Annotated in this window: 17 protein-coding genes; 9 read left to right on the forward strand and 8 right to left on the reverse strand. The window is 57.0% G+C overall.

Annotated elements, in window-relative coordinates; genetic code table 11:
- Window positions 1-45 precede the first annotated feature (45 nt).
- The 5 genes from BJP61_RS09555 to rnd all read left to right on the forward strand — a co-directional run bounded on the left by BJP61_RS09555 (window position 46) and on the right by rnd (window position 6,432).
- Window positions 46-1,956 carry an ATP-dependent DNA helicase gene (locus BJP61_RS09555; RefSeq protein ID WP_171998200.1) on the forward strand — a complete coding sequence of 637 codons (1,911 nt, stop codon included), beginning with the start codon at window positions 46-48 and terminating at the stop codon, window positions 1,954-1,956.
- 69 nt (window positions 1,957-2,025) lie between these two features.
- A complete protein-coding gene (gene tsaB / locus BJP61_RS09560; protein WP_038862441.1) occupies window positions 2,026-2,721 on the forward strand; it encodes a tRNA (adenosine(37)-N6)-threonylcarbamoyltransferase complex dimerization subunit type 1 TsaB in 696 nt (231 codons plus the stop codon).
- 40 nt (window positions 2,722-2,761) lie between these two features.
- Entirely contained in the window at window positions 2,762-3,346 is a 585-nt protein-coding gene (locus tag BJP61_RS09565) for a Slp family lipoprotein (RefSeq protein ID WP_038862443.1), read from the forward strand.
- Between the two features lie 205 nt (window positions 3,347-3,551).
- Window positions 3,552-5,237, forward strand: coding sequence for a long-chain-fatty-acid--CoA ligase FadD (fadD, locus tag BJP61_RS09570; RefSeq protein WP_131824738.1), 1,686 nt, complete (start codon window positions 3,552-3,554; stop codon window positions 5,235-5,237).
- 70 nt (window positions 5,238-5,307) lie between these two features.
- Window positions 5,308-6,432, forward strand: a complete 1,125-nt coding sequence (gene rnd / locus BJP61_RS09575) for a ribonuclease D (RefSeq protein ID WP_171998201.1) — start codon at window positions 5,308-5,310, stop codon at window positions 6,430-6,432.
- A 101-nt stretch (window positions 6,433-6,533) separates the two neighbouring features.
- Here rnd and minE read toward each other — a convergent pair whose 3' ends face one another.
- Genes minE through minC form a run of 3 tightly spaced genes read right to left on the reverse strand, consistent with a single transcriptional unit; the run spans window position 6,534 to window position 8,336 of the window.
- Complete coding sequence (gene minE, locus BJP61_RS09580) at window positions 6,534-6,800, reverse strand: cell division topological specificity factor MinE (RefSeq protein ID WP_004384978.1); 267 nt, start codon at window positions 6,798-6,800, stop codon at window positions 6,534-6,536.
- A 3-nt stretch (window positions 6,801-6,803) separates the two neighbouring features.
- Window positions 6,804-7,616: a septum site-determining protein MinD gene (minD, locus tag BJP61_RS09585; RefSeq protein ID WP_038862445.1), complete on the reverse strand. Its 813-nt coding sequence runs from the start codon at window positions 7,614-7,616 to the stop codon at window positions 6,804-6,806.
- Between the two features lie 24 nt (window positions 7,617-7,640).
- A complete protein-coding gene (minC, locus tag BJP61_RS09590; protein WP_038862447.1) occupies window positions 7,641-8,336 on the reverse strand; it encodes a septum site-determining protein MinC in 696 nt (231 codons plus the stop codon).
- 125 nt (window positions 8,337-8,461) lie between these two features.
- Here minC and BJP61_RS09595 point away from each other — a divergent pair, with 125 nt between their 5' ends.
- From BJP61_RS09595 to BJP61_RS09605, 3 genes are all read left to right on the forward strand, one after another.
- A complete protein-coding gene (locus BJP61_RS09595) occupies window positions 8,462-8,737 on the forward strand; it encodes a YcgL domain-containing protein (RefSeq protein ID WP_038862448.1) in 276 nt (91 codons plus the stop codon).
- Between the two features lie 137 nt (window positions 8,738-8,874).
- Window positions 8,875-9,534 (forward strand): fumarylacetoacetate hydrolase family protein, encoded by a 660-nt coding sequence (locus BJP61_RS09600; RefSeq protein WP_171998202.1) that lies wholly within the window; start codon window positions 8,875-8,877, stop codon window positions 9,532-9,534.
- Window positions 9,535-9,622: 88 nt separating this feature from the next.
- Window positions 9,623-10,069 (forward strand): YcgN family cysteine cluster protein, encoded by a 447-nt coding sequence (locus BJP61_RS09605; protein WP_171998203.1) that lies wholly within the window; start codon window positions 9,623-9,625, stop codon window positions 10,067-10,069.
- A 187-nt stretch (window positions 10,070-10,256) separates the two neighbouring features.
- Here the strand turns inward: BJP61_RS09605 and yncL are convergent, their stop codons facing one another.
- From yncL to nhaB, 5 genes are all read right to left on the reverse strand, one after another.
- On the reverse strand, window positions 10,257-10,349 hold the full coding sequence (yncL, locus tag BJP61_RS09610) for a stress response membrane protein YncL (RefSeq protein ID WP_071601081.1): 93 nt from the start codon (window positions 10,347-10,349) through the stop codon (window positions 10,257-10,259).
- Window positions 10,350-10,513: 164 nt separating this feature from the next.
- A complete protein-coding gene (locus tag BJP61_RS09615) occupies window positions 10,514-10,741 on the reverse strand; it encodes a hypothetical protein (protein WP_038862528.1) in 228 nt (75 codons plus the stop codon).
- 222 nt (window positions 10,742-10,963) lie between these two features.
- A complete protein-coding gene (locus tag BJP61_RS21680; protein ID WP_225318200.1) occupies window positions 10,964-11,053 on the reverse strand; it encodes a hypothetical protein in 90 nt (29 codons plus the stop codon).
- A gap of 151 nt (window positions 11,054-11,204) precedes the next feature.
- Complete coding sequence (gene dsbB / locus BJP61_RS09620; protein ID WP_038862451.1) at window positions 11,205-11,738, reverse strand: disulfide bond formation protein DsbB; 534 nt, start codon at window positions 11,736-11,738, stop codon at window positions 11,205-11,207.
- A gap of 135 nt (window positions 11,739-11,873) precedes the next feature.
- The gene (nhaB, locus tag BJP61_RS09625) at window positions 11,874-13,436 is read right to left on the reverse strand and encodes a sodium/proton antiporter NhaB (RefSeq protein ID WP_171998204.1); all 1,563 of its coding nucleotides are present in this window, start codon (window positions 13,434-13,436) and stop codon (window positions 11,874-11,876) included.
- A 211-nt stretch (window positions 13,437-13,647) separates the two neighbouring features.
- On the opposite strand from nhaB, the gene fadR reads away from it, so the two are divergent.
- Complete coding sequence (fadR, locus tag BJP61_RS09630; protein WP_171998205.1) at window positions 13,648-14,367, forward strand: fatty acid metabolism transcriptional regulator FadR; 720 nt, start codon at window positions 13,648-13,650, stop codon at window positions 14,365-14,367.
- Window positions 14,368-14,374 lie beyond the last annotated feature (7 nt).

A 14,374-nucleotide genomic window follows, 5' to 3' on the forward strand; every position in this document is an offset into this window, starting at 1 on the left:
GCCGCCTCCCTGACATAATCACTGGCAATTTAACCAGGGGGTAGTGTGACGGACGATTTTGCAGCAGATGGCCAGCTAGCCAAAGCGATACCGGGTTTTAAACCGCGCGAGCCGCAGCGCCAGATGGCGCAGGCGGTCACCGCCGCCATTGAGGCCGCAAAGCCGCTGGTGGTGGAGGCGGGCACCGGGACCGGAAAAACCTACGCGTATCTGGCGCCTGCGCTGCGCGCCGGTAAGAAAGTGATCGTCTCTACCGGCTCGAAGGCGTTGCAGGATCAGCTCTACAGCCGCGACCTGCCGACCGTCGCCAGGGCGCTCGAATTCAAAGGCCGTCTGGCGCTGTTAAAAGGGCGCTCCAACTATCTGTGCCTGGAGCGGCTTGAACAGCAGGCGCTGGCGGGCGGCGATCTCCCTGTGCAAACCTTAAGCGACGTCATCCAGCTGCGCGGCTGGGCCAACGAAACCGTGGATGGCGATATCAGCACCTGCGGGCGCGTGGCCGAGGACGCCCCCGTCTGGCCGCTCGTCACCAGCACCAACGATAACTGCCTCGGCAGCGACTGCCCGCTCTATAAAGACTGCTTCGTGGTGAAGGCGCGTAAAAAAGCGATGGAAGCCGACGTGGTGGTGGTGAACCATCACCTGTTTCTCGCCGATATGGTGGTAAAGGAGAGCGGCTTCGCGGAGCTTATTCCTGAGGCTGACGTTATTATTTTCGACGAAGCCCACCAGCTGCCGGATATCGCCAGCCAGTATTTCGGCCAGTCGCTCTCAAGCCGCCAGTTGCTGGATCTCGCCAAAGATATCGTCATCGCGTATCGCACCGAGGTGAAAGATACCCAGCAGTTGCAAAAGTGCGCCGATCGCCTGGCGCAAAGCACCCACGATTTCCGTTTGCAACTGGGCGACCCAGGCTTTCGCGGCAACCTGCGCGAACTCCTGGCGGATGCTTCCATCAGCCGCGCGCTGCTGCTGCTCGACGACGCGCTGGAGCTCTGTTACGACGTGGCGAAGCTGTCGCTGGGCCGCTCGGCGCTCCTGGATGCCGCGTTTGAGCGCGCCACGCTCTACCGCGCGCGCCTCAAGCGATTAAAAGAGATCAACCAGCCGGGATACAGCTACTGGTACGAGTGCAACTCGCGCCACTTCACGCTGGCGCTGACGCCGCTGACCGTCGCCGATAAATTTCAGGACGTGATTGCCGAAAAGGGCGGCAGCTGGATCTTCACCTCGGCGACGCTCTCGGTCAACGACGAGTTGCATCACTTCACGGAGCGGCTCGGTATTCACGAGGCGCAAACGCTGCTGCTGCCAAGCCCGTTCGATTACGCTCGCCAGGCGCTGCTCTGTGTGCCTCGCGGTCTGCCGCAGACCAACCAGCCGCGGGCGGGCAGAGCGCTGGCGCGAATGCTTCAGCCGCTTATCGAGGCCAACCAGGGGCGCTGCTTTATGCTCTGTACCTCCCACGCCATGATGCGCGAGCTGGCCGAGCATTTTCGCGCCACCATGACGCTGCCGGTCCTGTTGCAGGGTGAAACCAGCAAAAGCCAGCTGCTTGAGCAATTCATCAGCGCGGGCAACGCCCTGCTGGTGGCGACCAGCAGTTTCTGGGAAGGAGTGGACGTGCGCGGCGACGCGCTGTCGCTGGTGATTATCGATAAACTGCCGTTCACCTCGCCGGATGATCCGCTGCTGAAAGCGCGTATGGAAGATTGTCGCCTGCGTGGCGGCGATCCGTTTGACGAAGTGCAGTTACCGGAGGCGGTGATCACGCTTAAGCAGGGCGTCGGGCGTCTTATCCGCGACGTGGACGACCGCGGCGTGCTGGTGATTTGCGACAACCGGCTGGTGATGCGCCCTTATGGCGCCGTGTTCCTGAAAAGCCTGCCGCCGACCCCGCGCACCCGCGACATCGGCGAGGCGGCGCGGTTTCTCACCGACGCCGCGCGGCAGTAATTTATGCCAGACTGTGATAAGATGCGCCCCTTTTTGAACCACCACGACGCGTAAGAGTGTTATTGATCCATGCGAATTCTGGCTATTGATACCGCCACCGAGGCCTGTTCCGTCGCCTTGTGGGATAACGGTAAAACATCCGCCCTGTTTGAACTCTGCCCGCGCGAACACACCCAGCGTATTCTGCCGATGGTCAGCGAGATCCTCGCTGAGCGCGGCGTCGCGCTGACGGCGATGGACGCGCTGGCCTTTGGCCGCGGGCCGGGAAGCTTTACCGGCGTGCGAATCGGCATTGGCATCGCGCAAGGGCTGGCGCTCGGCGCAGAACTGCCGATGGTCGGTGTCTCGACGCTGATGACAATGGCGCAGGGCGCATGGCGCGCGTGCGGCGCCACCCGCGTGCTGGCGGCCATTGACGCCCGTATGGGCGAAGTCTACTGGGCGGAATACCAGCGCGACGCGCAGGGCGTCTGGCATGGCGAAGAGACCGAAGCGGTGCTCAAACCGGAGGCGGTCGCTGAACGTCTGAAAACGCTCAGTGGCGAGTGGGCGACTGTCGGCACCGGCTGGCAGGCGTGGCCCGATCTGGCGAAAGAGAGTGGCCTTACTCTCACCGACGGGCAGGTAACGCTCCCGGCAGCAGAAGATATGTTGCCGCTGGCGTGCTGGCTGTTCGAACAACAGCGCGTTGTTGCGGTCGAACATGCAGAACCGGTCTATCTGCGCAACGAAGTGGCGTGGAAAAAATTGCCAGGCCGGGAATAACACCCCGACGCAAGCCGCGGGCGGGTTTAAGGAGTCGCTTATGGTGGGTCAACAATCAATGATGCGCAGCAGTCTACTGGCGCTTGGCGCGTTGCTTCTGGGCGGTTGCGTCAGCGTGCCTGACGCGATTAAAGGCACCAGCCCTACGCCCCAGCAGGATCTGGTGCGCGTGATGAATGCGCCGCAGCTCTACGTCGGCCAGGAGGCGCGCTTCGGCGGGCGGGTGGTGAATGTCGATAATCAGCAGGGGAAAACCCGGCTTGAGATAGCGACGCTGCCGCTCGACAGCGTGGCCCGACCTTTACTCGGCCAGCCGTCGCGCGGGCGCATTTACGCCGATGTCGGTGGTTTTCTCGACCCGGTCGATTTCCGTAACCAGCTGGTGACCGTGGTAGGCCCTATTACCGGCACGGCGGACGGTAAAGTCGGCGCCAGCCCTTATAAATTTATGGTGATGCAGGTGAACGGCTTCAAACGCTGGCGCGTGACGCAGCAGGTGGTGATGCCGCCGCAGCCCCTCGACCCGTGGATGTGGGGGCCGCGCCCCGGCTGGGGGTATGGCTATGGGCCGTGGGGCTGGTATAATCCCGGACCCGCTCAGGTACAGACCGTGGTCACTGAGTAACTTATTGATTCAGTAAGAAAAATAAACAGCGGCTGGTCCGCTGTTTATTCGTTTTATCGGCATAACAAAAATAATTAGTGACGCGCTTCGCAACCTTAAATCAGGTGAATTAATAAACTGGTACAATGAGTTAATATTATGTTAACGCCGTGTTTATTGTTTTGGGGTTGTGATGACGACGAATAATATATTCAGAGGTGACGCATTGAAGAAGGTTTGGCTTAACCGTTATCCGGCGGACGTTCCGGCGGAGATAAACCCGGACCGTTATCACTCCCTGGTGGATCTGTTTGAGCAATCCTGCACACGCTTCGCCGATCAGCCCGCTTTTACTAATATGGGCGAGGTGATGACCTTTCGTAAACTGGAAGAGCGCAGCCGTGCGTTCGCCGCCTGGCTGCAACAGGGCCTGGGCCTGCAAAAAGGCGACCGCGTGGCGCTGATGATGCCCAACCTTTTGCAATACCCGGTGGCGCTGTTCGGCATTCTGCGCGCCGGCATGATTGTCGTGAACGTCAACCCGCTGTATACGCCGCGCGAGCTGGAGCACCAGCTGAACGACAGCGGCGCCAGCGCCATCGTTATTGTCTCCAACTTCGCGCATACCCTGGAAAAAGTGGTCGCGAAAACCCAGGTTAAGCACGTCATCCTGACGCGTATGGGCGATCAGCTCTCTACCGCCAAAGGCACGCTCGTGAATTTCGTGGTGAAGTACGTGAAACGCCTGGTGCCGAAGTACCACCTGCCAGACGCCATTTCGTTTCGCAGCGCGCTGCATAACGGCTACCGGATGCAGTACATCAAACCGGACGTAACGCCGGACGATTTAGCCTTCCTGCAATACACCGGCGGCACAACGGGCGTGGCAAAAGGCGCCATGCTGACCCATCGCAATATGCTCGCCAACCTGGAACAGGTGCTCGGCACCTACGGGCCGCTGTTGCACCGCGGCAAAGAGCTGGTGATCACCGCGCTGCCGCTCTATCACATTTTTGCCCTGACCATGAACTGCCTGCTGTTTATCGAACTGGGCGGTCAGAACGTGCTTATTACCAACCCGCGCGATATTCCCGGGCTGGTGAAAGAGCTCGGCAAATATCCGTTTACCGCGATGACAGGCGTGAACACGCTGTTTAACGCGCTGCTGAATAACAAAGAGTTCCATAAGCTCGATTTTTCCTCGCTGCATCTTTCTGCGGGCGGCGGGATGCCGGTACATCACGCTGTGGCGGAGCGCTGGGAAAAACTGACCGGCCAGTTCCTGCTGGAGGGTTACGGCCTGACCGAATGCTCGCCGCTGGTGAGCGTCAACCCGCACGATATCGACTACCACAGCGGCAGTATCGGCCTGCCGGTGCCGTCCACCGAAGTGAAGCTGATTGATGACGAAGGCCACGAAGTCGCACCGGGCGAGCCTGGCGAACTGTGCATTAAAGGCCCGCAGGTGATGCTCGGTTACTGGCAGCGTCCCGACGCCACCGATGAGATCCTTCAGGACGGCTGGCTGCGCAGCGGCGATATCGCGGTAATGGACGAAGAGGGCTTCCTGCGCATCGTCGATCGCAAAAAAGATATGATTCTGGTTTCCGGCTTTAATGTCTACCCGAACGAAATCGAAGATGTGGTGATGCAGCACAGCGGCGTTCAGGAAGTGGCGGCGGTGGGCATTCCCTCCGAGCCGAGCGGCGAGCTGGTGAAAATCTTCGTGGTGAAGAAAGAGGCCTCGCTGACCGAGGAGGCGCTGATTACTTTCTGCCGCCGTCACCTGACCGGCTATAAAGTGCCGAAACAGGTGGAGTTTCGCACCGAGCTGCCAAAATCCAACGTCGGGAAAATTTTACGACGAGAACTACGTGACGAAGCGCGCCGGGCAGGTGACAATACCGCCTGAGCTGCAATCACGTCGCCCTGACGCCGGTGCTACCGGCGTTTTTTATGGGCGCAGACAAAGAGAGAGCGATTTGAATTACCAGATGATAACCACCAACGACGCGCTGGCGGCGCTGTGCGATACCGCACGCACGCAGCGCGCTCTGGCGCTGGACACTGAATTTGTCCGTACCCGCACCTATTACCCGCAACTGGGGCTTATCCAGCTATACGACGGCGAAAACGTCGCCCTTATCGATCCGTTGACCATTACCGACTGGGCCCCGTTCCAGGCGTTGTTGCAGGATCAGAACGTCACCAAATTCCTGCATGCGGGCAGCGAAGATCTGGAGGTGTGCCAGAACGCGTTTGGCATGATGCCCGACCCGTTTGTCGACACCCAGGTGCTGGCTTCGTTTGTCGGCCATCCGCTCTCCTGCGGTTTCGCGACGCTTGTGGAACACCACACCGGCGTGGTGCTGGATAAAAGCGAATCCCGTACCGACTGGCTGGCGCGTCCGTTGACGGAACGCCAGTGCGACTACGCGGCGGCGGATGTCTGGTATCTGCTGCCCATCGCCCATAAGCTGATGGAGCAGGTGCGTGAAGCGGGCTGGCTGACCGCTGCGCTCAACGAGTGCCGCCTGATGACCCAGCGTCGCGGCGAGGTGCTGGATCCCGACGAAGCGTGGCGTGAAATCACCAATGCCTGGCAACTGCGCACCCGTCAGCTCGCCTGTCTGCGACTGCTGGCCGGCTGGCGCCTGCGTAAAGCGCGCGAGCGCGATATGGCGGTCAATTTCGTGGTGCGTGAAGAGAACCTCTGGAAAGTGGCGCGCCACATGCCGGGCTCGCTTGGCGAACTCGACAGCCTGGGGCTTTCAGGCAGTGAGATCCGTTTTCACGGCAAGACCCTGATTGCGCTGGTCGCCGAGGCGCAGGCGCTGCCGGAGGACGCGTTGCCGGCGCCGCTTGCGAACCTCATTGACATGCCGGGTTACCGCAAAGTGTTTAAAGATATCAAAGCGCTGGTGCAGGAGACGAGCCAGAAACACGGTATCAGCGCTGAGCTGATGGCGTCGCGTCGCCAGATTAACCAGCTGCTGAACTGGCACTGGAAACTGAAACCGCAGAATCAACTGCCGGAATTAATCAGCGGCTGGCGTGGCGAGTTATTAGGCGAATCATTAAAAACGCTGTTACAGCAATATTCATGACGTACCCTGTAATTATTCACAGGAAAGTGCAGCGCCACTGAGAATATATACAGTGGATGCATTAAAAAAATACCCCGGCATGACCGGGGTATTTTTTAGCGTTATTTTGTCTCTTCCGCTTCTGGCAACGTGACGTTAAGTTCGAGAATCGAAATGTCGTCGCCTTTTTGTTCCAGCTGAACGGTGACCATTTCCGGATCAATCTGAACGTATTTGCAAATTACTTCCAGAATATCCCGCTTCAGCTGCGGTAAATAATGCGGTTCTGCGTCGCTACGACGACGCTCGGCAACAATAATTTGTAAGCGCTCTTTGGCGATACTGGCGGTGTTCTTTTTTCTGGAGAGAAAAAAGTCGAGTAATGCCATAACTTATCCTCCGAACAGGCGTTTGAGGAAACCTTTCTTCTCTTCTTCAATGAAGCGGAAAGGACGTTCTTCTCCCATCAGGCGATCAACGGTATCGGCGTAGGCTTTTCCTGCGTCGGATGTGGCATCAAGGATGACCGGCTCGCCCTGGTTGGAGGCGCGCAGCACGGACTGATCTTCCGGGATAACGCCCACCAGAGGAATACGCAGGATCTCCAGCACATCTTCCATGCTGAGCATGTCGCCCTTGCTGACGCGGCCCGGGTTATAACGGGTCAGCAGCAGGTGCTCTTTAATCGGCGCTTCGCCGTTTTCAGCGCGGCGCGATTTAGAGGCCAGAATGCCCAGGATACGGTCGGAATCGCGAACGGAGGAGACTTCCGGGTTAGTGGTAATGATGGCTTCATCGGCAAAATAGAGCGCCATCAGCGCGCCGGTTTCGATGCCGGCAGGGGAGTCGCAGACGATAAAGTCGAACTCCATTTTTTTAAGCTCATCCAGCACCTTCTCCACGCCCTCGCGAGTCAGGGCGTCTTTGTCGCGCGTTTGCGACGCGGGCAGGATGTAAAGGCTTTCGGTGCGTTTATCGCGGATTAACGCCTGATTCAGCGTGGCATCGCCCTGAATGACGTTGACGAAATCGTATACGACACGGCGTTCACAACCCATGATCAGATCAAGGTTACGCAGACCGATATCGAAATCGATAACTACGGTCTTCTTCCCCTTTTGGGCCAGACCCGTAGCGATGGCCGCGCTGGAGGTGGTTTTGCCAACGCCCCCTTTACCTGATGTAACTACAATAATGCGTGCCATAAAGGAATTCCTTGTTAAAAGGGCTTAATTTAATGGTTGAACCGTCAGCGCGCCGTCGGCCAGACGCAGGCGTGCCGCTTTGTTGTAAAACTCGGCCGGGATTTGATCGCTCAGCCAGTAAACCCCGGCGATGGAAACCAGCTCCGCCGCGAGATTTGTTGAAAAAATTTGTGCTTCTTTATCGCCGCTGGCGCCTGCGAGCGCACGCCCGCGCATGGTGCCATAGACATGAATATTGCCGTCGGCGATAAGCTCCGCGCCCGCGCTGACGTGGCTTGTGACCACCAAATCGGCGTCCGGCGCGTAGATCCGCTGGCCGGATCGCACCGGCAGATCGATTAAACGCGTACGGGGTGTGGGCGCTGGCGGCGCAACGGGTGCTTCAGCAGGCTTTGCGGCACGCGGCGCGCTGGCCTTACCCTCCGTCAGCAGGGCGAGCCCCGCGCGGGAGATTTCCGCTTTCAGCGCGTCGTCCTGACAGCCGCTGATGCCCACCAGATGCAGCCCGCTGTCGACAAAAGTCTGATGCAGCTGCTGCCAGTTTATCGACCCGTCGAGCCCTGCGACATTCACTACTACTGGCGCATTTTTGAGAAAGGCCGGCGCCTGAGCAATTTTTTCTTCAAGCGCTTTGCGAATAACCTCGGGGTGAGCATCATGCAAATGAACCACTGATAAGGTGAAACTACTGCCTTTTAGCTCGATGGGCGTGTTTGACATCCTGGCCTTACTCAATTCAGTTTAAATCCCCACCGCAGTGGGATGATATTCCGAAGCACATCAGGCATGTTATAGTCAGCCTTATATTCAGGCAAGTAACCATCTGGCTAAATTAGAGTAAAAACATGTTTTGTGTGATCTATCGAAGCGCGCGTCGCGAACAGACTTATCTTTATGTTGAAAAAAAAGACGATTTTTCGCGCGTGCCGGAAGAATTGCTGGCGGGATTCGGTCAGCCAATTATGACCATGATGCTGCCGTTAGACGGCCGTAAAAAATTAGCACATGCCGATCTCGAAAAAGTGAAACAGGCGCTAAAAGAGCAGGGCTATTATTTACAAATGCCGCCGCCGCCGGAAAATTTGTTAAAACAGCACCTCGAATCGCTCGGTAAAAAATAGCAAGGCGCGCCGTTCATCCCAAACGGCGCGTTTTTTCATCTGTCGCCTGTGCCGCCCCCGCCGGGTTTGACTTTTCGCGCTGCCGGGGCGAATAGTTAGTACTGTCTTACCAACATCATAAAAAGGCGAGGAAAGCGATGTACCAACATCATCACTGGCAGGGCGCGCTGCTCGATTATCCGGTCAGCAAAGTGGTCTGCGTAGGCAGCAATTATGCGAAGCATATTCAGGAGATGGGGAGCGCCACGCCGGAAGAGCCGGTGCTGTTTATCAAGCCGGAAACCGCGCTGTGCGATTTGCGCCAGCCACTGGCGCTGCCGCAGGGGCTTGGCTCGGTGCATCACGAGGTGGAGCTGGCGGTGCTGATTGGCGCCACGCTGCGCCAGGCGAGCGAAGAGCATGTTGCGAAAGCGATTGCAGGTTACGGCGTCGCGCTCGATCTCACCCTGCGCGACATTCAGGGCAAAATGAAAAAAGCCGGACAGCCGTGGGAGAAGGCGAAAGCGTTCGATAATTCCTGCCCGATCTCCGGGTTCATTCCGGCAGGGGAATTTTCAGGCGATCCGCAAAACACGCCGCTCAGCCTGCGCATTAATGGCGAGGTGCGCCAGAGCGGCAATACCGCCGAGATGATCCACAAAATAGTGCCCCTGATCGCTTACATGAGCCGCTTTTTCACGCTGCGAGCGGGCGATGTCATCCTCACCGGCACGCCAGAGGGTGTCGGCCCGCTCACCAGCGGCGACGCGCTGGAAATTGCTTTTGACGACCACACCTTGAGCACCCGCATTCTGTAAAGATGCCGCCCATAGGGCGGCAAAACTTGCATCCGGGAGCCAGAGTGTTTATAAGGTGCAGCTTAATTTTTGATGCGCGGACACCGTTATGACCGAAACGCCTTTCTGGCAGCGTAAAACCCTGGATGAGATGAGCGACGCCGAGTGGGAATCCCTCTGCGACGGGTGCGGTCAGTGCTGCCTGCATAAGCTGATGGACGAAGATACCGATGAAATCTATTTCACTAACGTCGCCTGCCGTCAGCTGAACATTAAAACCTGCCAGTGCCGTAACTATGAGCGCCGCTTCGAGTATGAGCCGGACTGCATCAAATTGACACGCGACAACCTGCCAACTTTTGAATGGCTGCCGCCCACCTGCGCCTATCGTCTGCTGGCCGAAGGCAAAAACCTGCCGCTGTGGCACCCGCTGCGCGCCGGCTCCAAAGCCGCGATGCATGCTGAACGTATTTCAGTGCGCCATATAGCAGTAAAAGAATCAGAAGTCCGCGACTGGCAGGACCACATTTTAAATAAACCAGACGGGGCAGAATAATCTCAGATGCGATCATTATGCTATCGCTGATATAAGCCGTGTTAAATAATCATTCAATAAAAAAGCCGCTCTTAATAGCGGCTTTTTTTATCCGATTATGACGCGTTGCGTATTTTTTCGCCCTGTGGGCGTACAACACACCGTGCTGAAGAGGGTTTGAAAGCAGTTGCGAGACGCGGCGCGCCTGTCAGAGCCAGCCAAACCTGACGGATAAGGAAAGGAGTAGACCAGCAAAGGCGAACAGGTTAAGTAAAACCGCAGTTCTGCTTGAAATCTCCATACAATACTCCGGGCTTGTTTGTGACACAGGGAGTATAGCCAGAGTTTAATAGCCTGCATCTGCCTTTTTGAAAAATCGGATTATTCGGTCATCAGGTATTGAGATATTTCTTAAGCATGACTGAATAGTTGCATTTTCATTAATTGAGGATGAGGAGGTGTTAATTACGGCTCTGAAAATTGTTCGAGAAACGCTCGGAGCGTATTTTGTTCATCCACAGTAAGGGATAAAAAACGCGCAATCTGTTCCTGAAGGTGGTCGCAGGGCTGCGCAATAATCGTCATCCAGGCGTCATTACCTGGCTTGCGAATAAGCGATACGCCGCGCAGAGTGCCGGAAGGCGTAAGGATAGCTTTGACGGAAACGTCGTCACGGAGGATCAGTGGATTCATAGGGCTGAAAAGGCTTAGCAAAATCATCTGACCACACAAATAGCACATCTCCCGTCTTGATACAATTCACCTTTTTATAGTGATTGAACTGATAGCTAATCTCTATTGTAGTAATAGTTAACACTTTGTTTTGACAGTAAAGTTACGTAAAGGTGAATTTGTATACTAATGCAGCGTCAGGCGGAAAAGTGTACAAAAAAGGCCGCCTCAGCGACCTTATCATTACTTCTGGTTCGGACTCGGTTTTTTATCACCAGATTCCGGGGCTTCATTCGGATCGTCTTTTTCGACGCTGAGTGGATAATTAAGCATACGTCCTCCTGTCGTTTCATGTTTACCCTGAAAGTATAGACAGGGAGCGGCGAAACAAGCCAGGCGGCAGGGGAGCGGAACGCAGTCAGGCGCATAAAAAAGCCCACCGGGCAGGGCGCGGTGGGCGTGGTGTGGCGCTAATAAGTACGACTTAGTAGCGGCCGAAGAGATCGCGTTTTTTCGGTTTAAACGCCTGCGCCAGCAACACCAGCAGCGCGACCAGCAGGTAGGCGGCGAAAATGCCCACCAGCCACTGCGGCATCTCCAGCGTCAGGAAAGACCACTGGCGCTCGGAGCAGTCACCGCTCGCGACAAATACCTGTGGCAGCCACTTATCAAGCGGCAGCCAGCCCGGGAAGCGGGCCGCGAAATCGCAGGTCACAAACGGCGATGGGTGCAACTGCATCATCGTATGCTCCCATGAGAGCATCAGGCCCTTGCAGGCGCTGTAGATCCAGATACCGATCGCCACAAAGCGTAAGGGGGTTTTCGGTGCAATGGCTCCCACCAGCCCTGCGCCCATCACGCCGAACAGCGCGCAACGTTCATAAATACATAACACGCAGGGTTTCAGCATCATGACATGCTGGAACCACAGCGCCACCATTTCCAGCGCGAAAGCGGTGAGCGCCAGCAACAGCCATGCGCCGCGCCCACGCGAACACTGGTTTAAAAATCGCAACATAATGATTATCTCTGCAATCTGCGTTGAACCGGCAGTGTAAACGAATTCCTTTTACACGCCACTAGCGGCATCAAAAATAACGCATTTATCGGGGGACGGTGAATAAAAAAACGGGCCGCGAGGGCCCGATAAAGATTAATGCAGCAGCGCCGTGGCGGTGGGCGTGCTGAGCCAGCCGTTTTGCAACAGCCAGTCGGTAAAGGGCACCAGCGTATACTGCACGCAGGCGAGGCCCACCAGCGTCAGAACCAGCGTATACGGCAACGCCATCCACACCATCCGGCCATAGGAGAGACGGATGAGCGGTGCCAGCGCTGAGGTCAGCAGGAACAGAAACGCTGCCTGGCCGTTCGGCGTGGCGACAGACGGCAGGTTGGTGCCGGTATTAATCGCGACCGCGAGCAGCTCAAACTGCTTAGCGTCAATCACGCCCTGTTGCAGCGCGCTTTTCGCTTCGTTGATATAGACCGTACCGACAAATACATTATCGGAGATCGACGACAGCAGGCCATTGAAGAGATAGAACAGCGACAGCTGGTTATGCGGCGAGGCTTCCAGCACATACGCGATAATCGGCGCGAACAGATGCTGGTCGATAATCACCGCCACGATGGCGAAGAAGACGGTCAGTAGCGCGGTGAAGGGCAGCGCTTCGGTAAAAGCTTTGCCGATGGCGTGCTCGTCAGTCACGCCGCAAAGCGCGCTCGCGAGAATAATCACCGACAGACCAATCAGGCCTACCTCCGCCAGATGCAGCGCCAGTGCGGTAATCAACCAGACGCCGATCAGCGCCTGAATAATCAGCTTAACGCTATCCTGACGGGTGCGTTTCTGACGGCTCTTGTCGTCATAGTCGCGCAGGATCTTACGCACTGGCTCCGGCAGCGGTTCGCCGTAACCGAAAGATTTGGTTTTTTCCACCAGGATGCAGGTCAGGATGCCGCAGATGAACACCGGTACGCTCACTGGCGCCACGCGCAGCAGGAAATCGCCGAAGCCCCAGCCCGCCGCATGGGCGATGATGAGGTTCTGCGGCTCGCCGACCATCGTCATTACGCCGCCAAGCGCGGTGCCGACGCCCGCGTGCATCATCAGGCTGCGCAGAAACGCGCGAAAGCGATCGAGGGTGGCGCGGCGTTCGTCATCGAGCTGCGCGTCATCAACCAGTTCGCCGCTCTCGTCCTGGTGAGACGCGACGCGATGATAAATGCCGTAAAAACCGACCGCCACGCTGATTACGACCGCGACGACCGTCAGCGCGTCGAGGAAAGCGGAGAGAAACGCCGCCGCGAAGCAGAACGCGAGCGAGAGCAGGGTTTTAGAGCGTATACCCAGCAGCAGACGGGTAAAAATCAACAGCAGCAGCTGTTTCATAAAATAAATACCCGCCACCATAAAAATAAGCAGCAGCACCACGGCGAGGTTATTCGCCACTTCTTCGCGCACGTGTTCGGCGCTGGTCATGCCGATAAACAGGGCTTCTACGGCCAGCAGGCCGCCCGGCAACAGGGGGTAACATTTCAGCGCCATCGCCAGCGTGAAGATAAATTCAACGACCAACAGCCAGCCCGCCGCGAAGGGGCTTACCCAGAACACCAGAGGATTCAGAATCAAAAAGCCAAGTAAACAAAGCTTGTACCAGTCCGGAGATTGTCCTAAAAAGTTACGATACAACGCCCGGCCATATGAAATTTCCATGCCATGATCCTTTACGATTATAGTTCGTTAACATGTCAGGGTAACCGGCAGCGGGGCGGCAATCAAGCCGCGGACGCGCGGGGCGGGGCGGCGGGGATGGCTAAAAACCGAACCCCGATCCCTTTTTTTACATTTCCTCATGCTATCTGCGCCGCGGTGCGTCTGGTATGATGAGTGAATTTTGCATCTTAGGTGTATTGGAAAGATCATTATGGTGATTAAGGCGCAGAGCCCGGCGGGTTTCGCGGAAGAGTACATTATTGAAAGCATCTGGAATAACCGCTTCCCTCCGGGATCTATTCTGCCTGCTGAACGCGAACTCTCTGAACTGATTGGCGTGACGCGCACCACCCTGCGCGAAGTGTTGCAGCGCCTGGCGCGCGACGGCTGGCTGACTATCCAGCATGGCAAGCCGACAAAAGTAAACAACTTCTGGGAAACGTCGGGCCTCAATATCCTCGAAACCCTGGCGCGTCTTGACCACGAAAGCGTGCCGCAGCTCATCGACAACCTGCTCTCCGTGCGCACCAACATCGCGACGATATTTATTCGCACCGCGCTGCGTATGCACCCGGAACGCGCGCGTGAAGTGCTCGCCACGGCGGATGAAGTGAAAGATCACGCGGATGCGTTCGCGGATCTCGACTACAACATTTTCCGCGGTCTGGCATTTGCGTCCGGTAACCCAATCTATGGGCTTATCCTTAACGGTATGAAAGGGCTCTATACCCGCATCGGCCGCCATTATTTCTCGAACCCGGAAGCGCGCAGCCTGGCGCTGGGCTTTTACCACAAGCTCGGCACGCTCTCGCGCGAAGGGCAGCACGATCAGGTCTACGACGTGGTGCGCACGTACGGACGTGAAAGCGGCGAGATCTGGCACCGGATGCAGAAAAACCTGCCGGGCGATCTGGCGATGCACAGCCGCTAAGCGCGGC

Origin of the sequence: Cronobacter sp. JZ38 (genome assembly GCF_008932145.1) — a bacterium.
GTDB classification, from domain to species: Bacteria; Pseudomonadota; Gammaproteobacteria; order Enterobacterales; family Enterobacteriaceae; genus Cronobacter; species Cronobacter muytjensii.